The 23,730-nt window shown below is 67.5% G+C and carries 10 protein-coding genes; 6 read left to right on the top strand and 4 right to left on the bottom strand.

What is annotated here, in order from left to right; all coding sequences use genetic code 11:
- The first annotated feature begins 197 nt into the window (after nucleotides 1-197).
- From ASC95_RS19915 to ASC95_RS19890, 6 genes are all read left to right on the top strand, one after another.
- Nucleotides 198-752: a YfiR family protein gene (locus ASC95_RS19915; protein WP_057299429.1), complete on the top strand. Its 555-nt coding sequence runs from the start codon at nucleotides 198-200 to the stop codon at nucleotides 750-752.
- Nucleotides 749-2,611: an ATP-binding protein gene (locus ASC95_RS19910; RefSeq protein ID WP_057299428.1), complete on the top strand. Its 1,863-nt coding sequence runs from the start codon at nucleotides 749-751 to the stop codon at nucleotides 2,609-2,611. Before ASC95_RS19915 ends, ASC95_RS19910 begins: the two co-directional genes overlap by 4 nt.
- Nucleotides 2,608-4,491 carry a TonB-dependent siderophore receptor gene (locus ASC95_RS19905; RefSeq protein ID WP_082567945.1) on the top strand — a complete coding sequence of 628 codons (1,884 nt, stop codon included), beginning with the start codon at nucleotides 2,608-2,610 and terminating at the stop codon, nucleotides 4,489-4,491. The genes ASC95_RS19910 and ASC95_RS19905 overlap by 4 nt, the downstream gene beginning before the upstream one ends.
- A 498-nt stretch (nucleotides 4,492-4,989) precedes the next feature.
- Complete coding sequence (locus tag ASC95_RS19900) at nucleotides 4,990-5,643, top strand: MEDS domain-containing protein (protein WP_082567944.1); 654 nt, start codon at nucleotides 4,990-4,992, stop codon at nucleotides 5,641-5,643.
- Nucleotides 5,640-8,972 carry a PAS domain S-box protein gene (locus ASC95_RS19895; RefSeq protein WP_057299425.1) on the top strand — a complete coding sequence of 1,111 codons (3,333 nt, stop codon included), beginning with the start codon at nucleotides 5,640-5,642 and terminating at the stop codon, nucleotides 8,970-8,972. The genes ASC95_RS19900 and ASC95_RS19895 overlap by 4 nt, the downstream gene beginning before the upstream one ends.
- Nucleotides 8,973-9,072: 100 nt before the next feature.
- A complete protein-coding gene (locus ASC95_RS19890) occupies nucleotides 9,073-9,417 on the top strand; it encodes a PilZ domain-containing protein (RefSeq protein WP_057299424.1) in 345 nt (114 codons plus the stop codon).
- 590 nt (nucleotides 9,418-10,007) lie between these two features.
- Here the strand turns inward: ASC95_RS19890 and ASC95_RS19885 are convergent.
- The 4 genes from ASC95_RS19885 to ASC95_RS32560 form a co-directional block, all read right to left on the bottom strand.
- Nucleotides 10,008-14,273, bottom strand: a complete 4,266-nt coding sequence (locus ASC95_RS19885; RefSeq protein WP_162250815.1) for an OmpA family protein — start codon at nucleotides 14,271-14,273, stop codon at nucleotides 10,008-10,010.
- 14 nt (nucleotides 14,274-14,287) lie between these two features.
- Complete coding sequence (locus tag ASC95_RS32565) at nucleotides 14,288-17,191, bottom strand: SdrD B-like domain-containing protein (protein ID WP_369820627.1); 2,904 nt, start codon at nucleotides 17,189-17,191, stop codon at nucleotides 14,288-14,290.
- A gap of 207 nt (nucleotides 17,192-17,398) precedes the next feature.
- Nucleotides 17,399-18,571: SdrD B-like domain-containing protein (locus tag ASC95_RS32020; RefSeq protein ID WP_255355273.1), on the bottom strand; the 1,173-nt coding region annotated here is incomplete at its 3' end.
- Between the two features lie 111 nt (nucleotides 18,572-18,682).
- Nucleotides 18,683-23,301: beta strand repeat-containing protein (locus ASC95_RS32560; protein ID WP_369820626.1), on the bottom strand; the 4,619-nt coding region annotated here is incomplete at its 3' end.
- Between the last annotated feature and the right edge of the window lie 429 nt (nucleotides 23,302-23,730).

Here is a 23,730-nt window from a genome sequence, read left to right as displayed (position 1 = left end):
GTCGCGGCGCGATGAGACCGCGGAGTCCCTAAAAATCCGGCCGTTCTTAACGTAGTCGAGGCTGACATCGTCCAGAATGCCGGACGCCGGACACGCGCGAAACAGCGTGCGGTTGGGGCGAAACTGTGCCGTCGCCAACCGCTGCTGACAGCAAGGAGAAGCGAGCGTTGCAAGCCTGTAGAACGTCTCCCACATGGTTGCATGCGGCCTTCGGCTGCCTGCGCCAGGGCTGTGCCGTTTTACTGCTGTGCTGTGTATGTCTTGGGGCACCGGCGCAGAACATCAAGGCCACGTCGGCAGACCTGAAAGCCGTCTACTTGCTGAAGCTTCCGAGCTTCGTGGAATGGCCCGCCTCGGCAGCTCAGGAGGCCACCTTCGTCATCGTGGTGGTTGAAGCTGACGATGTCCTGCATGCGCTCGAAGAACTGAGCAGGAGCGCAAAGATCATGGGGCGGCCAGTGAGGGTGTTGCGTGGTTCTAAAGACGAAGCGGTCGGCGCCGCCCAGCTCGTGTTCTTCGGAGCTGCGGTCAGGGGGCTGCCAGCTGCGGTTGGCCGAGTGCGCACGGACGGAACGCTCATCGTCTCCGAGCAACCATCGGGGCTTGCGGAGGGTGCCGCCCTCCGGTTCGTCGAGTCGGGCGGACGTATCCGCTTTGAGGCTGCTCCCGATAACGCCGCACGGCATGGCGTGAAGCTGAGCGCGCGTCTGCTCGCCGTAGCGGCGCGGGTAGAAGGGGCAAGTGCACCATGAGCCTCCCTTCACTTCAGTCCCGCCTCAACCGAACGGTATTTGCGACCACCTTGTGCGCGTTGCTGCTCAGCGCCGCGTCACTGCTTGCGTTCGAGGGGCTGACCGTTCGCAACGCCTTGGTGGAGGACCTGTCGACACAAGCGGAGCTTGTGGCCAGGTCCGTGGCGGCGGCACTTTCGTTCGATGATCCTCGTACTGCTCAGGAAAACGTTGAGTTGCTGCGGCAGCGCCCACGCGTCTTGGCGGCAGAAGTGCTGAGGGCCGACGGTCAGCGTTTTGCTGGGTTCGGCCCCGCTCCCGACGCGCAGTTGCTGCGCGGGGACGAGCCAAAGCACCGGTTCGCAGGCTCGCACCTGATCATGGTGTATCCGGTGATGCAGGACGGCACGAGCCTCGGCTGGGTCGTAGCTGAAGCCGAGCATGACTTGTGGGGCCGACTGCTGCACTATGCCGCAATCGAGGCCATCGTGACGGTCATTGCGCTGTCGGCAGCCTTCGTGGTGTTTCGTCGCCTGCAGAAGTCCATCACGGGTCCCCTTCTTCGTGTGGGCGAAGTCGCGGCGCAGGCGACATCCCAGCGCGATTGGTCGCTGCGGGTGACTGAGCAAGCGGACAACGCCGACGCTTTCGCGCTGCTCGCCGCCTTCAATCGCCTGCTGTCAGAGGTTCAGAGCAGCACCCAGGAACTGCGGCACGAAATGATCGAGCGGCAGCGCGCCGAGGACGCGCTTCGCGATGCGCACCGTGCCAAGGACGAGTTCTTGGCCACCCTTGGGCACGAGCTGCGCAACCCGCTGGCGCCGATGGTCAACGCCGTTGCACTCATGCAGACGCGAGCCAGCGACCCGCAGATCGCGAGCAAGTCCCTACAAATTCTGGAGCGACAGCTCAAGCACATGACGCGGTTGATTGACGACCTGCTGGACGTCTCGCGCATCACCACGGGCAAGCTGCAGCTCACCAAGGAGCCGCTTGACCTGGCGGTCCTGGCCCGCTCGGCGGCCGACGCTTTCGCGCCGATGGCGTCGCAACGGGGGCTGCACTTCGCCGTCCACCTGCCGGACAGGCCATGCATGGTGTCTGGCGACGCCGTTCGGCTGTCCCAGGTGATGAACAACCTGCTCAATAACGCCTTGCGATATACCCCGACAGGCGGCGAAGTGGTCCTTAGCCTCGATTGCGACGAGGCGCGGGTGCAGCTTGAAATAAAGGACACAGGCATCGGCGTTCCGCAAGCGCTGCAATCACGCGTCTTTGAGCTTTTCGCGCAAGGCGATCAAAGGCTCGAGCGAGGCAACACAGGGCTCGGCATCGGACTGACGCTTGCGCGGCAGCTGACGCGCCTGCATGGCGGCGACATCATCTTGCGCAGCGAGGGGGAAAGCCGTGGTGCCAGCTTCATCGTGGACCTTCCTCGTGGCGCGGATGCCTCGGCGACAGCGCCGCCGCCGCAGGCGCTCGCTCGTGGCGGCGCGGCGGGCTTTCGCGGTCTGGTACTCATTGCTGACGACAACGTCGACTACGCCTCCTCCCTGGCGGCACTGCTCGAATATGAAGGCTGCGCAACGCAGGTCGTCAACGACGGTATCGCGGCGCTGACGGCTCTGCGCAGCCGCGCACCGGCCCTGGCTGTGTTGGACATCGGCATGCCAGGACTGAACGGCTACGAGCTGGCCAGGGCGTTAAAGGCCGACCCTCTTACGTCAAGCATCCGTCTCGTCGCGGTGACAGGCTGGGGACAGCCTTCGGACCGTCAAGCTGCCTCGGACGCGGGGTTCGACGAGCACTTGGTCAAGCCCGCATCAAGCCTGGCCATCCTGGCCCTGCTCGACGCCACCACTGCCAGCACAACACAATGAAAACTCTGCTGACCCTGTCTTTGCTGACATGCTTGGCCCACGCGCCACAGGTTGCGTTCGCGGTGGCGCCATCATCGAGCGCTCAACTGATGGACTTGTCGTTGGAGCAGTTGGCCAACGTCGAGGTCACGCTTGTGACGGGTCGTCCAGCGACGCTGCAAAGCGCAGCGGCGTCGCTGTATGTCATCACGGGAGAAGACATTCGTCGCTCGACGGCAGCGAGTCTCCCGGAGGCCTTGCGGCTGGCGCCCAATCTCGAGGTCTCGCGGCTCAACGCGACCCAGTACGCCATCAGCGCGCGAGGCTTCAACAATGCCATCGGCAACAAGCTGCTCGTGATGGTGGACGGCCGCACGGTGTACTCACCGCTCTTCGCCGGAGTTTTTTGGGACGAACAGCTGGTGCCCCTGGAGGACGTGGAGCGCATCGAAGTCGTGAGCGGGCCGGGTGGGACCCTATGGGGCGCGAATGCAGTCAATGGCGTCATCAATGTGGTGACCCGTTCCAGCAGCCAAACGCAGGGCCTAGCGGCAAAAGTAGCTGGCGGATCCAAGGACATGAATCAGGCGTTCATCCGATGGGGCGGTCGGACCGGCGAGACTGCGACATACCGGCTTTACGCGACAACCCAGCGCGACGACAACACGCAGCGGCAGGACGGCATGGCGCGGCCGGACGCAACTTCCCGCCGGCAGGCCGGCTTCAGGTTCGACTGGGACGACAACGCCGTGCGGGCGACCGTGCAAGCCGACGCGTATCAAGGAGGGCATTCCGGCGTCAGCAACCTCGCGCCCGTGCTGGCCGGCGGAAATCTGCTGGGCAGGTGGCAACAGCGGCATGCTGATGGGTCGAACTGGCAACTGCAGGCCTACTTTGATCGAGCTTCGCGAAAGGACGCCGTGTTGTTCTACGAGGCCACCCGAACCGTCGATGTGCAGCTCAGCGCAGGGTCTGCCGTCGGCAGCGACCACCAGGTGCTTTGGGGGGCGGGCTACCGGCAGGCGTACAGCGATACCCGCAACAACCCGTTGGTTGTGTTCGCCCCCGCAGACCGCTCTCTGGCTTGGACCAACCTGTTCGTGCAAGACGAGTGGCGAGCCGCCACGGCACTTCGTGTGACTGCCGGCATCAAGGCCGAGCGCAACGTCTACACCGGCTGGGAATGGCTGCCCACTCTTCGGGCTGCCTACGACATCTCCTCGGAGCAGGTGCTCTGGGCGTCCCTGTCGCGTGCTGTGCGGGCGCCTTCGCGCCTTGACAGGGATTTCTACTTCCCGGGGAAGCCACCCTTCTCCATCAAGGGCGGGCCTGCGTTCGATTCGGAAATTGGCACCATCGCCGAGGTGGGCTATCGAGGCCAAACAACCTTCGGCAACCTCGCGGTCACCGTGTTTTCAGGCGAATATCGCAAGCTGCGCGGAGGAACGCCGGGAAGCAGCTTTATCGAGAACCGCATCGACGGCCATGTAAGTGGCGCGGAGGCGTGGCACACGGTCCAGCTGACCCAGAACTGGCGAGTGGCCTTGGGCTGGAGCTCGCTGCGGAAGTCATTTACTGCGCAACCCGGAACAGCGCCCAACTCACCGACGGACCTTGGCAACGATCCCCACTCACAGTGGTCAATCCGTTCCAACGCCGACTTGCCAGGAGGGTTCCAGCTGGACCTGCAATTACGTCGCGTGGCTCGGTTGCCCCAGCCCGCCGTTCCGGCCTACACAGCGTCCGACCTGCGCGTGGCAAGGCAGTTTGACACCGACTGGACCGCGTCCCTTCTGGTGCGCAATGCTTTCGATCCAGCTCACGTCGAGTTCAACGCACCGGCGAGCGCCAGTGAGATTCGACGGACCGCGTATCTGACGCTCGAGTACCGCGGCCGTTGAGCGGCCTTGGGGTCTGCCGGGATACGAGCCAATATCCCACCGCCGCTCAGAGACCGCGGCCGCGGCGTATATGTCGACCAATGCCACGACCGGGTAGCCGGCCAAAGCAGGTGCGAACCGGGCCGCCTCGAACGGTGGTCGACGTCGGAGCGACGCCGACCGACGGCCTCGGCGCGAGATTTGCTTGGTGGGGTATTGGCGAGGGATCGCGCTTTGTCCAGCCAAGATTTTCCGGATTCATCTCTTGAACCGGTAAATTCGACGCGCGCAAATACCGGCGAAGAGCTTGCTTCCGGTTCGCTTAGCTTCCCGCGAGCGGCTGACTCGATGCTTGATTCAGTCATCCTTAATCTGCCCATCGTCGGGCAGCCTTTGTCCGCGACGCCACGATGGGAAATGGCACGGATACCAACCTCCCCAAAACATTGGTTGCGGCTTCGACGCGAAGCGGCCTGACTGCGCCAACTGAACCCTTTTGAGACTGCCAAGGAGATAGACATGGACGAATTGACGCAACCTGTGCGACTCGCAGGATCGGTATTGGGCCGCTCTTGCCATGTCTGTGCCTTCTTCCATTCGAAGGAGGAGGAGTACAGGGTGTTGATGCCTTTCATCAAGGACGGCTTCGAGCGGGGCGACCGTGCCTTCCACGTGGTGGACACGAAGCACCGCCCCGACCACCTGCGTCGCCTGGAGCAGGAGGGAATCAACGTAGCCCAGGCCGAAGACGAGGGCCAACTCGAGGTCCGCCGCTGGGACGAGGCCTACATCAAGGACGACCACTTCGATCAGTATCGGATGATCGAGACGATCAAGGACGCATTGGACCCGGCCAAGAAGCAGCCCGGCAAGCTGACACGCCTGGTGGCCAACATGGAATGGGCGCTCGAAGACCTGCCCGGCGTGCACGACATCGTCGAGTACGAGACGCGGCTGAACCATGTGCTGCCGGAGTATCACGATCCGGTCGTTTGCACCTATGACCTGTCCCGTTTCGATGCGAGCGTCGTTATGGACATCATGCGCACGCATCCCATGGTCATCATCGGCGGAATCCTGCAGGAAAACCCGTTCTACGTTCCGCCTGAAGAGATGCTGAAGGAACTTGCGGAACGAGCATCCGAAAAAGCATCGGAAAAGGTCCCCGGGTGAGCGTCAAGTCTGCGCAAACCGCGCAGAACTTGCCCGCGGACCGATCTTCGGCGGTGCTTGAGGAGAACCGCCGCCTGCGGCGCGCGATGCGCGATCTGGTCGCGCTTTCCACGCTGCCCGCCATTTGGAGCGGGCAAAGCCGGGAGGCGATCGCTCGCAGCCTCGGCGATGTACTGCTGAACACGCTGTCGCTCGACTTGGTATACGTGCGGCTGGGCGATGTGGCACAGCCGGGTTTCGTCGAAGTGGTTCGCGGCAGGCAGTCCCGCGGCGGCGGAGACGAAAAGGAGGCCCAGGCGCTACTCATGGACGCGCTCGACGCCGGCCACGGCGAGGTGCCGCCAACGATCCGCGACCCCTTTGGCGCCGGGATGCTTCGCACGGCAATGACTCGCTTCGGTATCGGTGTGGACCACGGGGTGCTGATCGCCGGCTCCAGGAGTGAAGGGTTCCCGACCGATCAGGATCGGCTGATGCTGAGCGTCGGGGCGAATCAGACCGCGATCGTCATCCAACGCCGGCAGGCCGAAGACCGCGTCGATGAACAGCGGCAATGGCTGCAGGTAACGCTGGCGAGCATCGGTGATGGTGTCATTACCACCGACATCGACGGCCGCGTGACCTTCGTGAACGCCGTCGCCGAAGCCCTGACTGGCTGGAGCGCCGCGGACGCACGAGGCCGGCCGTTGGAAAGCGTGTTTAGTGTCATTGACGAAGATTCCCGCATACCCGTCGCGAATCCGGTAGATGCGATCCGCCGCGGCGGCGCCGTGATCTCCATGGCGTCTCGCACGGTACTCATCGCCAAGGATGGCACCGAGACGCCTGTCGACGACTCTGCATCCCCGATCAAAGATGCGGCCGGCACCATGATTGGCATCGTGATGGTGTTCCGTAACGCCGCCATGTCACGCCGGGCGGAGCAGCTGCGCAACGCGCGGCTGGAAGTGACTCATGGCCTGAGCCAGTCAGACAGCGTGCAGCAAGGAGCGGAGCGCGTCCTGCGGGCTGTCTGCGACAACCTCAAGTGGGACGCAGGCTGCTTCTGGCTGGCCGATACCACCATCGACCGTTTGCGTTGCCATGCTCATTGGGCGCGCCCCGACCGCTCAGCTGGGGCGTTCGTGTCGCAGGCATGCGGCTGGACATTCGAGAGAGGCGTCGGCCTGCCGGGACGCGTGTGGGGCAGCGGGAAACCGGACTGGGTTCCTGACCTTGCAGCAGATGGCAACTTTCCGCGGCTCTCACAGGCCGAGGATGGCGGGCTGCGAAGCGCGTTTGCCTGTCCGATCGTCATCGGAGGGAAGACCTTGGGTGTCTTGGAGTTCTTCTCACAGCGCACCCGCGTGCCGGATCCTGACGTGCTGGAAATGATGGGGGCCACTGCCGGCAACGTCGGCCAGTTCATTGAGAGGAAGGTCGCAGAGGAAGACCTGCGGCGCAGCGAGGAAGAACTCGCCGAGTTCTTTGAGAACGCCACCGTTGGGCTGCATTGGGTGGGGCCGGACGGAACGGTACTGCGGGTCAACCGCGCCGAGCTGGAAATGCTGGGCTACAGCCGCGAGGAGTATCTCGGTCATCACATTGCCGAGTTCCATGCGGACAAAGACCTCATCCGCGACATCCTGGCAAGACTTAATGCAGGCGAAAGGTTGGCTGAGCAGCCCGCAAGGTTGCGGTGCAAGGACGGAACGATCAAGCATGTCCTGATCGATTCCAGCGTGAGGTGGAAGGACGATCAATTCGTTCACACCCGCTGCTTCACAAGGGACATCACGGCACGCTGGCACGCCGAAGCCGCGCTGGCAGACGCCCGAGCGCGCCTGGATGCAGCCTTGGAGGCTGGTGCGATTGCCACTTGGACTTGGGACATCGCTAACAACCGGCTCTACGCAGACAGGAAACTGGCACAAATTTTCAACCTTCCGCACTCCGAAGCTGACGGAGCCCCGCTGAACCGGTACCTGCAGTCCATCCATCCCGACGATGTCACGCGGATCACCACGGCGCTAGAACACGCGATAGCGCACAACGAGCTCTACGAGGAAGACTATCGCGTTGTCCAGACAGACGGCTCTGTGCGCTGGGTGTCGGCCCGTGGCCACTCGGAGAACGATGCGTCAGGTCGGCCTGTCCGGATGCCTGGCGTCCTGGTCGACATCACTGAGCGCAAGCTGTTGGAAGAAGCCCTGCGTGAAGCAGATCGACGCAAGGACGAATTTCTGGCCACGCTGGCGCACGAGCTTCGCAACCCGCTCGCTCCGGTCCGCAATGGACTCGAGATCATGAAGATGCCTCGGATGGACGCGGGCACCTTCGCCCAGACCCGTGCAATGATGGAACGGCAGGTGCATCAACTCGTGCGCCTCGTCGACGACCTGCTGGACGTCTCGCGTGTGATGGGCGGCAAGATCGAACTTCGCAAGGAGTATGTCGAGCTTGCCAACGTGATCACTCGGGCCGTCGAGACGGTTCAGCCGCTCATAGCCGCTCAGGGCCATCGACTGGCCCTGTCGATTCCCCAGGATTCACTGCTACTGGAAGCGGACCCGGTGCGAATGGCACAGGTCGTAGGCAACCTGCTGACAAATGCCGCCAAGTACACCGAGTCGAACGGCCGCATATGGGTGGAGGCAGAAAGGGCAGGCGCGGAGGTGGTGCTGCGAGTACGGGACAACGGCATCGGCATTGCGCCGGAAATGCTCGCCAGGGTGTTCGATCTGTTCGTGCAGGCGGATCACGCTTCCAACAAAGCGCAAGGCGGGTTGGGTATCGGCTTGACTCTGGCGAAGAACTTGGTGCAAATGCACGGCGGGACGATCGCCGCGTCGAGCGGCGGGATCGGAGAAGGCGCGGTGTTCACGGTTCGGCTGCCACTGGCGAATTCGCAAGCTGTTGTACCGGACTCAGTGTTGGAATCAACGCCGGCGTACGAGACGACCTCGTCGGGCCATCGCATCCTCGTGGTCGACGACAACGAGGACGCCGCGATGAGCCTGACCATGTTCTTGGGCCTGCAGGGCCACACGGTAGAGATGGCCCATGACGGCATGTCGGCTATCGCGAAGGCACGCTCCTTTTTGCCGCATGCCATCTTCCTGGACATCGGCATGCCAGGAATGGATGGCTACGAGGTAGCTCGCCAACTTCGGCGGCAACCTGGTCTCGAACGTGTGGTGATCACTGCGTTGACCGGTTGGGGTCAACGCGAAGATCGCCAGCGTACCGCGGAGGCGGGCTTCGACCACCACTTGGTCAAGCCAGCGGAGGCGAAGGTCCTGGAGGCTTTGCTCGAGAAGTCCTTGTCGGGCTTTCGAGCGCCTTCCTGAGGCTGCTGTATGTTCAGGCTTGGTCACGCCGGGCTCCTGCAATCCTCAGCACCGCTGACTCAGGTTAGCCGTGATCGCGATACCAGCAGAATGCGAACTCATGAACACAGAGCGAGATGACCGGCGTAGCTCTAGCCGCCAAATCCTACGTACCAAGGCGCAACTATTGTTCGGCGAAGGGCTTCTCCTGGAAGCCCGCACCCTGAACTTCAGCATCAGTGGAATGGCGATCGTTACCGATGGGCCTATAGCGCCCGGTGCGACCTTTTCGCTTCGGTGCTTTCTGCCAGTCGCCGGATCTAAGGCCGAGCTGGTGACGCAGGCCCGGGTCGTGCACAGCATTTTCAGCAATACGGACGGCGGGTTTGCGAGTGGCGTCGTCTTCATCAAACCGTCGCTTGACGTGCTCAACTTGATCAGCCGAGCGCTTGGCGCTTACCGCTGATTGGCTACGGTCCCAGTCCTGCTGGTAGCCATGCCAAGGTCGCGAGGGTCATCAGTACCAGCGTGTAGGCCGTGCTGTCGCACCGCACGAGATTCCAGAAGTGTTTGTGCGACGTGAACGGCAGCATGCGCTGGCAAAGCTGCCGGCCGCTCGTCTGACTTGATGGCTTAGGCCGCACTCGCGGCGGCCCACGCTGAGAACACGGGCAGCTCAGCGCAATCGCCCTGCCGCACGCGATGCGATGGACAAGCGACGACTGAAGGCCATCGCCGACCACGGCTACTACGGCGGTCCCGCCCTCAAGGCTTGTGAGGATGAAGGTGTCGCAGCGCTGGTTCCCAAGCCCATCCCCACACTGACTTCGGCCGAGCGACTTGCAAAGGTCGGCTTGCCGCAGTTGGCGGGACTCTCGAAACTTGCGAAGCTTGTCCATTCGAGGTCAACATGAACGGTGTTGTGCACGACCATGGCCGCGGATTCGAGCTTGGCGAATTCCGCGAGCACTCCGATGACCTGATGGACGTCCTAGCCCGATAAAGTTGCGGCGCCGGTCGGCTGCTGGCTCGGCCTTTCCCCGCGACTTGCGTCGACTAGAACTTCCCGAGCAGGTTCACGAACACACCCCGGCTGCGGTAGCTCATGTCGGTGAGGTTGTCAGAGAAATCGGTGAAGTTGTAGCCCAGGCCTGCCTTGAAGTTCTCGTTGACGTGGTAGTAGCCGGCGGTCAGCAGGCCGCTCTTGCGCTCACCGAGTTCGCCGGCGCGCAGCGTGCGCAGCTCCACCAGCCAGTCGTACTGCCGCACCACCTTCCAGTCGACGCGCACGATTGCCAGCTGCGCGCTGCTCTTGAACCACGGCGCGCTGCTGTCGCGGCTGGGGCGGAGTTCGCCGCCGCGCCATGCCAGCTTGCCGCCAACGGTCCAGCGGTGGCTGAGGTCGTAGGTCACGTCCGCCGCAGCCACCTGGCTGCGCTGCTGGTAGTCGATGCCCAGCGTGCTCACCGACGTGGGGGTCACGTCGGTGGCCACGACCTGGCCCGGTGAGGACAGGTCGTACAGGTAGGTGTACTTGAGCAGCAGGTTGAGCTTGTCATTGCTGACCGGCCGGAACGCGTAGCCCAGCACCGCCTCGGTGTACTTCGCGGCCGCCAGGGCGCTGGTGGCGCTGTCGCTATCGGCCCAGTTGAGCTTGCCCATCCAACGCGCGTTCGGGCCGTCCTGCACGCTGACTGCGTTCTTCAGCAGCCAGCTTCGGCGCGCATCGGTGGCCGAGCGGTCACGCCGGTATTCCATGCCCCCCGAGTACTTCACCTTCGCGTTGACGAAGCCGATGGTGAAGCCCACGGCTTCGCGGTCCGTCTCGCCAGCGTTCTCGGCCTCGATGCGGCCGCTTTCGGCGCTGGCGCCAAAGGTCCAGCGCTCGTCGGGCGCGTATTGCACGCCGTAAGCATGGGTCAAGCCGCTCTGCGCGCCGGTCGTCTGCTTGTGCTCGGTGTAGACGTTAAGCCCGTCGGCGATGCGCGACTTGACGCCGCCCACTAGCGCACCCCCGCGCGCGTTCAGCGTCTCGTCGGTGCGCCCCGTGTCCAGGGCATAGGTCACGTAGACGTTCGAGCGGTCGTTGTACTGGTAATCCAAGCCGGCCTTGCCGGCGGCGCCACCGTCGCCGCCCGAGGCTTCGCCGCGCAGCGACAGCTTGTCGTTGACGCGGTAGCGCGCGCCCACGCCCAGGCGGTCGTTGTCCTGGCGGGTGCCGGTGTGCTCCAGCGTCTTCTGGCCGAAGCCGTAGACGCCCCAGCCCTGGCCGCTGTCGTAGTCGGCCTGCACAGCGGCGTCGGTCCGCTCGCCGTTCACCACGGGCGAGCCGGGCAGCAGCGGCGAGGTGTTGACGGCATCGGTGCCCTTGCGGTCCTTGCGCAGGCCGGTCGAGAGCGTCCAGCGGTCGTCGACGCGCCAGGCCACCTGGGCGTCACCGGCGTCGGTGTTGTAGCCGTTGCGTTCGTCCTTGTGGTCGGCCTTCAGGCGCAGCTCGGTGCGCTCGCCCACCGGCACCGTCGCGCTCGCGCCGGCCTGCCGGGTCTCGTTCGCGGCCACCTGGCCCGGCGCAGAGAAACCGGCCTCGCGCACCATCGCATAGGCGCCGACGTGGCCGCTCTTGGCGAGGTCGAGGTCGGCGAGGTCGGCCTGACCCTCGACGCGCCAGGCATTGGCGCCGCGCGGGTCGCCCGCCAGCGTGTTCTGCGCGAAGCCGAAGCCGCCGTCCAGCGACGTGGTGCTGCCGATGCCAGGACCGTCGCTGCGCGCGGCCTCGATCTTCAGCGTGGTGTTGTCGCTCTTGCGCAGCAGCACATCGACGCTGGCCAGGCGCTGGTCGCCGCCGGTCTGGCGCTGCTTGGCGGCGGTCAGGCCCAGGCGCAGGCCGTCGTTGACCCACCAGGCGGTGCGCCCGCCCACGGCCAGCGTGTCGAGGTCGCCGGCCAGCGGCGTGTATTCATAGTCCACCACCAGGTAGGCCGGCTGACCGCTCAGGCCGCCCGCGCGCACCAGCGTGCCGTTGTCAGCCAGGCTTGCCAGCGGCGAGGTGAGCAACACGCGCCCTTGCAGGTAGTCGACCTCGTAGTCGCTGCCCGGGATGAGCGCGCGGCGCTGCATCACCAGGCCGGAATCGCGGTCGCGGATCTCCAGCCACACCTTCTCCGCGCCACGGCTGATGTCCTGGTGGCGCAGGTAGTACAGCGACCCACCGGTACCGCGGAACTCCTCGCGCGCGGCGAGCGTGCCGGGCTCGGCGGCATACACCTCGGCGCGCACGCGGGCGTCGCCGAAGCTGGTGCTCTCGGCGCCCACGAATCGGCCCTGCAGGCCGTACAGCCCGCGGTTGACCTGGGCCAGACTGTTGTCGCTGCCGAGGTTGAGTTTGAAGTTGCCCCACAGCGCATGCGAGCGGCCGTCGTCCACGCGCAGATAGAAACGGCCCTGCGTGGGCGCGTCCTCAATGCTGGTGGAGTCGTCGCCGAAGGTGCCCCAGCTGTCCACCGGGTCGATGCGGCGGAACAGCGAGGTCGGGTCCTTGCGGTCGAGGTTGCGGAACAGCTCCTTGAGCGGCCGCTCCTCGGTGTCGAGGCTGCCGGTCAGCGTCCAGCGCTCGTCCAGCAGTCCCTTGCCGTAGAAGGCCAGGCGCCCCTCGCTCCAGGTGTCGTTGTTGTAGCGGCTACGTTCCTGCGTGACAAGGGCGGCGGGGCCGCTGGTGCGGTCGTGGCCCAGCGTCAGATCGGCCTGGCCGACGAAGAAGAAGTCACGCTTGGGCAGCTCGAAGTCGCGGCGGTAGATACGCTCCTTGCCGTCCGCGCTGCTGACGACGATCTCCCCGGTCTGCACGCGGCGCGGCACGAGCTGCTGCAAAACGAACTTGCCCTGCGCATCCACCGGCACATCCAGGCCCAACGCGCGCACGCGCTCGCCAGCGGAGACGCCCTCGCCGCTGGCTGTCACAGTGCCGCCGGTGATGGGAATGTTGACGACGGCCAGCCGCGTGCTGCCGTAGGCGGCCAGCAGGCGCTGCTCGGCGGTCGGCTCGCCACTGCCATCGCCGTTGCCGCCCGGCGCATGGCGGTCGGCCAGGGTCAGCGGGATGTCGTCGGTCTCGTCGAAGCGGCCCTCGCCGTCCAGCACCCGCACGCGCCAGTACAGCTTGCGGCGCGCCAGCGGCGTCTGCGCCCATTCGGCCGGCACGGTCCACTGCGCGCGCAGTTCGGCGTCCAGCGGCACCGTGGCCACGAGTTGCGGCCGCATCGCGTCATCGCTGCTGTACAGGCGCAGCTCGGCGCGCGCCTGGAACAACCGGTAGTTGCTGTAGCCGGCGAAGCGCACCATCTCGCCGGGCACGGCGGTCGCGGGCCAGGCGGTGGCGTTCAGGCGCCGCGGCTGCGCGAGGTTGTCGTACTGCAGGCGCAGCCGGTCGCGTTCCAGGCGCACGTCGATGCAGCGCTGGCGATCGGCGCTGGCGCTGTCCGTGCCCACCACGGCCTGGCCGTCGATGGTCAGGCGCAGCGGCGCGTCGTCGGCGGCATAGGGCGAGAGCATGCCGCAGGCGCTCGGGTCCAGCTGCGTCACGCGCACTTCCTTCTCGACCCGGTCCGGCGTGGTCTCCTGCCAATACACGCGCACCTCGACGCGCCTGTTGGCGGCCCAGTTGGCGCGGTCCTCGCGGGGCTCGGCCAGCGGCTCGTCGGGGCCACGCGAGCCAGCCTGGTAGGCGCTTTCGGGCAGGCCCAGGTGGCGGGTCAGGTAGCGGCCCACCTGGTGGGCGCGCGCCAGGCCCAGCGCGTGGTTGTCGGGGAAGCGCGGGCGGAGCTCGGGCTTGATGCGCTGCACGTCGGTGTGACCGACGATCTCGAAGCGCAGGCCCTGGCGGCCGCGTACCTGGGCCACGATGGCGTCCAGTCGCGCCTGGTCCTCGGGCTTGAGCAGATCCTCTCCGGAGTCGAAAAGTGGCCGGTGCGACTCCTCATGCGGCTGCACCTGGCCCGGCGTGATGCGGACGGTCTCCTCGCGCTGCTCCTTCAGCCCGCGCGGGTCGCCCAGGATCACGGTGAGCTTGGGCAGCTCGCGCTCGCTGGAGGCGGGCAGGTGGTCACGGCCGTCGATCTCGACGGCGCGCGGATCGGCCGCGCAGCGGTCGCTGAAGCGGCCGCGGGCGTCGGCGTGGCAGGTCGCGTCGGCCGCGGCTGCGGCTGCGTTGACTGGCAGGCCGATCACCAGGCAGGCAGTGGCCGCGGCGCCGGCAAGCGCCGCGCGTCGGAAGTGAGGACGGGTCATGCGGTAGGCGCGGATAGGGTTCGGAGGCAGGGTCGTCATGGCGTGCTCCTGCATCAGCGGTTCAGCAAGGCCGGCATGCGCTCGACCTCGATGTCCAGGTTGAACAAGGCCTTGCCCTGGGCCTGCCCTTGCGCCTTCCAGCGCTCGAGCAGCGCCGACCTCAAGGCCGCGATGCGGGCCTCGCCGAGGTCGGCGGCTTCATCCGGGGCCGGCTGATAGGCCAGGCGCAGGATGGAGGGGTGCTCCACCAGGGCCGTGACGGCCTGGTCCAGGCGCGACTGGTGGGCCGGCTGCAGCGCCACCTCGCCCGACACGAAGGCGGCGGCCTTGAGCTCCAGCCGCACCACGCGGTGCACCGTGGCGCCGAAGTTCAACTTCACGGCCTTGCCGCGCGTGGCGCGCTCGGAAGCCGGGTTCTCCGTGGTGATGCGGTAGCCCGAAGGCAGCGTGCGTTCGTCCACCTTCAGCACCAGGTTGCTGCCGGTCCCGTCCTTGGGTACGGCCGCGCAGGCGATGTGGTAGCGGCCGTCGGCATCGCTGTGGACCAGCAGGCCGTTGACGGTGGCGACGCGCACATTGGGAATGCCGGGCTCGCCTTCGTCCTGCACGCCGTTGGCGTTCTTGTCGTCGTAGACCTTGCCGATCACGTCGGTGCAGTCCAGCAGCGCATCGGGCACAACGCGCACTGCCGCGGTGGCGATGTTGGAGAGCGCGCGCCCGTCGACACCCTGGGTGGCCACCACGCTGTTGACGTACTGGCCCTCGCCCACGCCCACGCCGACCGCCAGCACCATAGAGATGCGCTTGGTCTCGCCCCGCAGGAAGGACTGGTTGGGCAGCGTCAGCTGGCGGCCGGCCAAGCCGGGCTTGACCGGCACCACGGAACCGTTCGGCAGCGTCTGCACAGTCAGCGACCCTTCCAGGTACTTGAAGCCGGGCGGCAGCGTGTCGACGAGCGCCACGTTGCCGACGGGGCCGCCGCTGGCGTTGCGCGCGGTGATCACGTAGGGCACCGGCTCGCCCTTCTTGACGGTGAGCTTGGAGCTAGTCTTGCGCAGCTCGATGGCAAAGCCCGAGCCCTCGCGGTCCAGCGGGATGTGGTTGTTGACGACCGGCCGTGCGCCGCCCGCCCCCATCTGCCAGCTCATGAAGTACGGCGCGGCGGGGCCGGCCGGCGGGCGGGACGCAGCGCTGACGATGCAGGCCTCGCTGCCACGCGTGGTGCCGGTGCTGCCGGGCGCCGTGCAGTTCACGGCGTCCAGCGGGTCGGCGGCCGCCGGGTAGGTGCTCGAGGCGACATACCCGGCCGGCGGGATCACCGCCAGCGTGTACAGGCCGGCCGGCGCGCCGGGCAGCAAGAAGAACTGGTAGTCGCCCTCGGGCCCGGTGGTCAGCGTGGCGCTGCCGCCGAGCAGCTGCGTTGCCGCATCGAAGCCCGCGGGGCCGCTGAACGTGACCACGGCGCCCGGCACCGGCTCGGCGCTCAAGCTGTCGAACACCACGCCACCCGGGTCGAGCGGCAGGTCCTGGTTGACGACGGACACGCCGGTTGTCACGGCTAGCGGGATCCAGCCGCGCGGCGCCATGCCGGACACGGTCGGGAAGGCTCCGCCCGATGCGTTGAGCACAGGATCGGTAGGCCAGGTGCCACCGACCAGGCGGCCCTGCGCGTCGCGGAAGCGCAGCTGGTAGGCACCGGCCACCACGTTGGCGAAGCGGTAGCTGCCGTCGGCACCTGTGTTGCGGGTGTCGAGCACCTGGGCGCCGGTGTTGTCGCAGCTGGTGCTGCCGTCGGCGCAGCTCACCAGCTCCACAGTCCAGCCGGCGACGGTGGGCTCGCCACTGTCGGCGACGCGATCATGGTCGCTGTCGCGCCAGACGCGGCCGCTCACGACGGACGGCGCGCTGCTTTGCTCGAAGAAGTCGTAGGCCGTGCCGTTGGCCGCCACCGTGGGCAGCTTGACGTTGAGCTGGCGCGCCGCCGGCACCGTGCCGCCCAGCGTGCCGGGCGTCTCGCCGGTGTGTGTGGACTGAGGCACGGGCGTCTGCACCAGCGTGTAGCCGGTGCCGTTGTCCAGCGGCAGGTCGGCGAAGCGGTAGCGGCCGTCGCGGCCGGTCACGGCCGTGCGGCTGACCGGCTGGCCGGCGGCATCGGTGCCAGTCAGCGTGATGGTCACGCCCGCCAGCGGCAGGTCGCCCGGATCGCGCTGGCCGTTGCCGTTGACGTCGTTGGAAACGCTGCCCGACAGGGACGCGCCCTGCTCGCCGAAGTCGTAGCCGTCGCCCGAGCCGCCTGTATAGACAAGCCCGGCGATGCGGTCGTTGGCCGCCAGCGTGCCGGTGGCGGTGCCGTTCAGGCGGCCGACGGTCTCGGCGCCGTCGGCATAGGTGACGGGCTGGGTCTCGGCGATGGTGTATCCGGTGGCGTCCGAGGGCAGCACGCCGTCGAACAGGTACTGGCCGTCGGCGCCGGTGGTGGCCGTCAGGTTGACCGGCAGGCCACCAGCGCTCGTGCCGCTGAGTGTGAGCTTGACGCCGGCAATCGGCGGCTCGCCTGCGTCGCGCCGGCCGTTGCCGTTGTTGTCGACGTAGACGTGGCCGATGATCTCGCCGCCGCGTTCGCCGAAGTCATAGTCCACGCCCCCTTCCTCGGAGGCGAGCACGATGGCGCCGAAGCGGTCGTTCGCGCCGCCCGGGTTGGCCGTGCCGCGGGCGTTGCCGCCCACGGTGCCCAGGTGCTCCGGGCCGTCGCCGGTGCCGGCTGGCTGTGTCTCGTCGAGCTGGTAGCTGCCGGGCAGCAGGCCGGTGGCGCTGAAGCTGCCGTCAGCCGCCGTGGTGAGCACGATGGACACGCTGCGGCCCAGGAAGTCGGTGCCGGTCAGCGTGACCGTCGCGCCGGGCAGCGCTGGCTCGCCGGAATCGCGCTGGCCATTGGCGGGCGCGATGTCGGCATACACGTGGCCAGCCAGCGAGGCCGGGCGCACCGAGGCGAAATTGTTGTTGCTGGAATTGGAGCCGGGGCTGCCGAGGCGGATGTTTTGCACCAGTGGTGCGTCCGAGCCATTGGGGCCGGTGCTGACACCGGTGCCGCTGGTGGGCACGCTGCCTGCAACGGAGCCGCTGCCGGTGACGGTGCCGGCGCGCGTGAGGCCGGGCAGGTAGCNGCCGGTGCTGACACCGGTGCCGCTGGTGGGCACGCTGCCTGCAACGGAGCCGCTGCCGGTGACGGTGCCGGCGCGCGTGAGGCCGGGCAGGTAGCCCGTCGGGCGCGCCTGGCTGACCGTGTAGGTGCCGGGCGCAACGTTGTTGAAGACGTAGTCGCCGTTGGCGTCCGTGGAGGTGACCACCGACACGGCGTTGCCGTTGTCGTCGGTGCCGGTCAGCGTGATGGCCACGCCGGCGATGCCAGGCTCGCTGGCCGGCGCGCCGGCACTGCCGTCGCCGTTGCGGTCGTAGTAGCTGCGGCCGCTGATCTCGCTGCCGGTGAGTTCGCCGAACAGGTAGTCGCCCAGCACGGCCGGCGTGCCGCTGACCGGGATGGCGACGCCCTGGATCACGTTGCCATTGGCCTGCGCGCTGCCGGGGTTGCCATTGACGTTGGCTTTGCCGGGCGCATAGGTGGCCGGCTGCGTTTCGGTGATGGTGTAGCCACCGGCTGCAGACGGCGGAACGTTGCGGAACTCGTAGTGACCCGCCTGGCCCGCGATGGGCGTGGCCGTGATATCCACCGGCGTGCCGGTGCTCGAGCCGCCGGTGAGGTGCAGCGTGACGCCGGTGATGCCGGCGTCGCCCGCGACAGGCGCGCCGTCGTTGTTGGCGTCTTCGAACACATGCACGGTCACGCGAGCCAGGCGTTCGCCGAAGTCGTAGTCCAAGCCCCCTTCCTCGGAGGCGAGCGCGATGGCGCCAAGGCGGTCGTTCACACCACCGGGATTGGCGGTGCCGCGGGCGCTGCCGCCTACGGTGCCCAGGTGCTCGGGGCCGTCGGCATAGCCGTCGGGCTGGGTCTCGTCGAGCTGATAGACGCCAGGCAGCAGGCCAGTGGCGCTGAAGCCGCCGTCGGTGGCGGTGGTCAGCAGGGTCGAGACGCTGCGGCCCAGGAAGTCAGTGCCGCTCAGCGTGACGGTCGCGCCCGCGATGCCGGACTCGCCGGAATCGCGTTGGCCGTTGGCGGGCGCGATGTCGGCATACACGTGGCCAGCCAGCGAGGCCGGGCGCACTGAGGCGAAGTTGTTGTTGCTCGAATTGGAGCCGGGGCTGCCGAGGCGGATGTTTTGCACCAGCGGTGCGTCGGACCCATTGGGGCCGGTGCTGACACCGGTGCCGCTGGTGGGCACGCTGCCTGCAACGGAGCCGCTGCCGGTGACGGTGCCGGCGCGCGTGAGGCCGGGCAGGTAGCACGAGTTCTACCCGAACGGCATCTCCACCTCCCTGCCCTTCGACATCCNTTGGGGCCGGTGCTGACACCGGTGCCGCTGGTGGGCACGCTGCCTGCAACGGAGCCGCTGCCGGTGACGGTGCCGGCGCGCGTGAGGCCGGGCAGGTAGCCCGCCGGGCGCGCCTGGCTGACCGTGTAGGTGCCGGGCGCAACGTTGTTGAAGACGTAGTCGCCGTTGGCGTCAGTGGAGGTGACCACCGACACGGCGTTGCCGTTGGCGTCGGTGCCGGTCAGTGTGATGGCCACGCCGGCGATGCCAGGCTCGCTGGCCGGCGCGCCGGCACTGCCGTCGCCGTTGCGGTCATAGTAGCTGCGGCCGCGGATCTGGCTGCCGGTGAGTTCGCCGAACAGGTAGTCGCCCAGGACGGCCGGCGTGTTGCTGCCCGCGATGGTGATGCCTTGGATGAAGTTTCCATTGCTCTGCGCGTTGCCGGGATGGCCGTTGGCGCCGGCCTTGCCGGGCGCATAGCTGGCTGGCTGGGTCTCGGTCAGGGTATAGCCCCCACCGGACGACGGCGGCACGTTGACGAATTCATACCGTCCCGGCTGGCCGGCGATGGGCGTCGCGGTGAGGTCGACCGTGGCGCCGGTAGACGAAGTGCCGGTCAGGCGCAGCGTCACGCCGGTGATGCCAGCGTCGCCCGCGGCGGGCACGCCGTCGTTGTCGGCGTCCTCGAAGACACGCACAGTCACGCGCGGGAGGCGCTCGCCGAAGTGGTAGCCGGTGGTGCTGGTGTTGGAGGCCAGCACGATGGCGCTGATGCGCTCGTTGGTGGCGGTGCTGCCGCCGGCGCTGCCGGCCGTCTCGCTGCCGTCGGCGAAGCCGTCGGGCTGCGTGGGCTCGATGACCGCGTAGCTGCCGGGCAGCAGGCCGGTGAAGCTGTAGCTGCCGTCAGAGGCGCTGGTCGTGGTGAGGCTCACCGCGGCACCGGTCATGTCTGTGCCGGTGAGTTGCAGCGTCACGCCGGCGATGCCTGGCTCACCGGGGGTGTAGGCGCCGCTGTAGTCGGCATCCTGATACACGCGGCCCGCGATGGACGCGGCGCGGACTTCACCGAACAGGTTGTTGGTGGACGCCCCAGCGGCGCCGAGCACGATGCCCTGGATGACGTTGGCGTTGGAGCCATTCGGCCCGCTGATAACTCCTGCGCCGCCGGTGGGAACGCTGCCGGGGCTGCTGCCGGCGCCAGTGACGCCGCCGGCCCGCGTGATGCCAGCCAGGAAGGCACTGGGCTGGGTCTCGGTGACCGTGTAGGTGCCCGGGGGCACGCTGAAGCTCCAGTTGCCGCTGGCGTCGCTGGTCGTGGTCCGGGTGACGGGACCGCCGCCACTGTCCGTGCCTGTGAGCGTGATCGTCACGCCGGCGATGGCGGGCTCGCCCGCATCAGGCTGGCCGTTGGCGTTGCTGTCTTCGTAGACCCGCCCGGATAGCAGGGAGGTCTGCACGGTGACACTGCCGCTGTTGAAGTTGTTGCCGGCGTTCGGGCTGGCACCGCCGTCGGTGTCGCCCGAGCCGGTGGTGACGATGCTGGCCGTGTTGGTCAGCACCGTGCCGTCCGCCAAGTTGCTGATGAGCTGCACCGGGATGCGCACCGTGGCCGTGCCGCCGGAGGGCATGCTGGTGATGGCGCAAATGGTGCTTGTGCCGCCGGAGTTACCGGTGCAACTCGGCCCGGCGGGCGTGAACGTGCCCGAGGTGACGGTGAACACCGGCGCGCCCGTGAGCTGCAGGCCCGCCGGCAGGGTGTCGGCGAAGCTGGTGGTCTCGGCGGCTTGGGGGCCGTTGTTGCGCAACGTGACCAGCCAGTCGAAGCCCATGCCCTGTGCGATGGCGGCCAGCGGGGTGGCCGTGCTGGTGGCGACGGCGGCCTTGCTGACGACCTGCACGTCGGCCTTGAGTCGGAAGGTGGTGGGCTCGGTGACGCTGTTGTTCGCCTGCGGGTCGAAGGCGTCCTGCGCCGCGTTGGCGAAGCGCACCGAGGCGGCGTTGGAGAAGGTGCCCTTGTCGGCGCCCTGCAGGCGCACGCGCACCTGCACCGAGTTCGTCTCGCCGGTGGCGCCGCCGCCGGTCCCGCCCAGGCTCGCGATGGTGCAGCTGATGCTGCCGCCGGCCACGCCCACGGTGACGCCCGAGGTGTTGCAGATGACGCCGGACGGCAGCGCGCCGACCAGCCCGACAAACGTGGGCGCGCCGGCCACGGCGGGCAGCGTGTCGATGAGCAGCACGTTCTCGGCGGTGGAAGCGCCGTTGTTCGTGACGGTGAGCGTGTACGTGACGTTGTCGCCAACGTTGACAGGGTCGACGTCGTCGGTCTTGTTGACGATCAGGTCATAGGACGGCGCATTGATGGCCGTGGGCTGCGTGGCCGTGTTGTTGGCGGCGCCGCCGGCGATCTCCGGCGTGGTAGCGGACACCGTGACCGAGTTTGTGATGGAGCCGCTGCCGCCCAGGGCAACAGCCAGCGCCGCGGTGGCGCGCACGCGCACCGTGACCGTCTGCTGCGAGCCGCGGGCGATGGACGTCCAGCCGCAGATGAGCGTGTTGTTGCCCGGACCGGTGGTGCTGCCGGCGGCGGGCGCGGTGCTGCAGCTGCCGCCGCCGCTGACAGTGGACGACAGGTAGACGAGGCCCGCGGGCAGCGTGTCGTCGACGCTCACGCCAAAGGCGCGGCTGGCACTGGTGGCCGACGGGTTGCTCGCCGTGATTGTGTAGGTGAGCAGCTGGCCGGCCGAGACGGGGTCGGGGTTGTCGGTCTTGGTCACTGCCACATCGGCGCGCGCCATGTAGTAGGCGCTGGCCGCCGTGTTGTTGTTGGCGTTGTTGTTCGTGAGGTTGGGATCGGCCTCACTTTGGGCCAGCGCAAAGGCGGTATTGGTCACCGTGAACTGGTCGTTGCCCGAGGCGCCGTCCCCGAAATGACGCACCGTGACCTGGTAGCGCGGGCAGTCCACGCCGGCCGTGCATACCGGCAGGCTGGTGATCGTGCAACTGCTCAGCGAGACGGCCGAGCCCGACGGCGCGAGGCTGCAACTGCCCAGCGTGGCGCCGCCGGCGACAGTGGCGAGCGAGTACTGGCCGGCGTTGGCGTTGAAGACGTTGTTGAAAGTGTCGGTCACCGCCACGTTGGTGGCGGGCTGCGGGCCGGCGTTGACGACCTCGATTTCCCACACGATGGGCGAACCGGCCTCCTGGCGGTTGCCCGGCGCATCGCCCACGCCCACCACGCGCTTGAGCACCGACAAGTCGGCCTGCGCGCCATTGAGCTGCGGGTTCACGCCCACGCTGGCACAGTCGTTGGCAGCCGCGTTATCGGGCGGTGCGTTGGTAGAGCCGACGCACATCTGGTTGGTCAGTGTGCCGCCGGCGGCTGTGGCCTGCGCGTTGATGGTGACGTTGCTGGTGGTCGCGTTGACTGCGAGTGCGACGTTGGTGCTGGTGCAGGTGATGGTCACCGCCCCGGCCTGCGGGAAGCTGGCGCCGCCGGAGGACAAGCAGCTGAAGCCGACAGGCGCCGTGATGCTGTTGACCTGCAGGTCGGCCGGCACCGTGTCGGTCAGCGTGATCGTGCCGCTGGACGGGATGGCGCTGGGGCCGAGGTTGGTGGCCGAGATCGTGTAGTTGAAGGCCTGGTTCACCGGCACGGCAGCCTGCGGCCAGCTCTTGGCCTTGTTAGCGCGCAGGTCCGAAGCCGGATCGATCACAGTGGTGTTCACCGAACCATTGGCCGCGTTCACGCCGGTGGCCGCAACGGTGGCTGTGTTGACGATGCCGGCGCCGCTTGTGAGCGCCTGCACGGGCGCACTGATCGTGCCCAGCGAGACGTTGCTGCCGGCGCTGCCGCCGCCGGCGCGCGTGCAGGTGAGCGTGCCGCCGGCCGTGGGGCAGGTGCTGGAGGCAGTGCAGGACCAGCCGCCGCTGGAGAAGCTGGCCGGCGCGACCGGGCAGAAGTTGGCGGGCAGGTTGTCCTGCAGCTGCGCACCGCTTGGGAAGTCACCGCTGTAGCGCACCGCGAACTGGAAGTTGAAGGTCTGGCCCACCTCCACCGGGTCGGCCACCGACTTGGTCTTGGTGACCGAGAGGCTGCTGCCGGCCGTGACCGCGGTATTGGCGCTGGCGACGTTGTTGCTGGTGTCGCCGTCGCCCACGCCACCGGTGCCCGTGATGTCGGCCGAGTGAGTAAGGGTGGAGCTGCCGCCCACGCCGATGACGCCGGTGGCAGTGATGCTGGTGCTGGCGCCGTTGGCCAGCGCACCCAGGTTGCAAGTCAGCGTGCTGCCCACCAACGAGCAGCCGCCGGGCGTGCCGGTGAGCGCAAAGCCCGGCGGCACGCTGTAGCTGAGCGTGGATGGCGGCGACGCATCGGGTCCGGCGTTGCTCACCGTGAACTGCACGTTCTGCGTGCTGCCGGCTGCGGCGCTGGCGTTCGTGCTGATCGCCAGCTGCAGGTCGGCACCCGTGTTGACGGTGGTGGTTTCGCTTTGCGAGTTGCCGCCCACGAGGGCCGCGTTGACTGTCAGCGTGCCGGCAACGGTCGTGCGCACCCGCAGCGGCACCTGCACCGTAGCCAGCGCCGGCACGTTGATGCCGGTGCAGGTGACGGTGCCGGGGCCGGTCTGGCCCAGCGCCATGCCGGCGCAGGACACGCCGCCCGGCAGCGTGCCTGTGCCGGCGTAGCGGCCGGCGGCGGGGATGTCAAAGTTCAGCGTGACGTTGTTGCGCGGCGCGCCCAGCGCGTCGCCGATGCCGACGGTGTAGGTCACCGTACCGCCGGCGGGCACCGGATCGGGACTGTCCGGCACGCCGGTGACGACCAGCTGGGCATGGGCACTTCCCGCCAACGCGAATCCCAGGGCCAGCGGCGCCAGGGCATGGCGGACGGCGGAACCCACGTGGCGGGCAAGACGAGGTAACAGGCGAGCGAACGTCATCGTGTTCTCCGAGGCAAGGCGATGCCCTGCCCCGCATGGGGCACAACAAAAAAGTGGAAGGGGAGATCCCTGGTCAGCCGGTGGTCCGGCCTTATGAGTACAGCCCGGCGCGGCGGCGGCGCTTCGGCG

The sequence above is a fragment of the Pelomonas sp. Root1217 genome (genome assembly GCF_001425705.1).
Taxonomy (GTDB): domain Bacteria; phylum Pseudomonadota; class Gammaproteobacteria; order Burkholderiales; family Burkholderiaceae_C; genus Pelomonas.
Note: the sequence above shows the minus strand (reverse complement) of the source record. Positions and strands in the feature narration are given on the sequence as shown.

What these genes read in the sequence shown, in the direction of transcription:
- ASC95_RS19910 (WP_057299428.1), top strand. Translation starts at nt 749, where the DNA reads ATGAGCCTCCCTTCACTTCAGTCCCGCCTCAACCGAACGGTATTTGCG.
- ASC95_RS19905 (WP_082567945.1), top strand. Translation starts at nt 2,608, where the DNA reads ATGAAAACTCTGCTGACCCTGTCTTTGCTGACATGCTTGGCCCACGCG.
- ASC95_RS19900 (WP_082567944.1), top strand. Translation starts at nt 4,990, where the DNA reads ATGGACGAATTGACGCAACCTGTGCGACTCGCAGGATCGGTATTGGGC.
- ASC95_RS19890 (WP_057299424.1), top strand. Translation starts at nt 9,073, where the DNA reads ATGAACACAGAGCGAGATGACCGGCGTAGCTCTAGCCGCCAAATCCTA.
- ASC95_RS19885 (WP_162250815.1), bottom strand. Translation starts at nt 14,273, where the DNA reads ATGACGACCCTGCCTCCGAACCCTATCCGCGCCTACCGCATGACCCGT.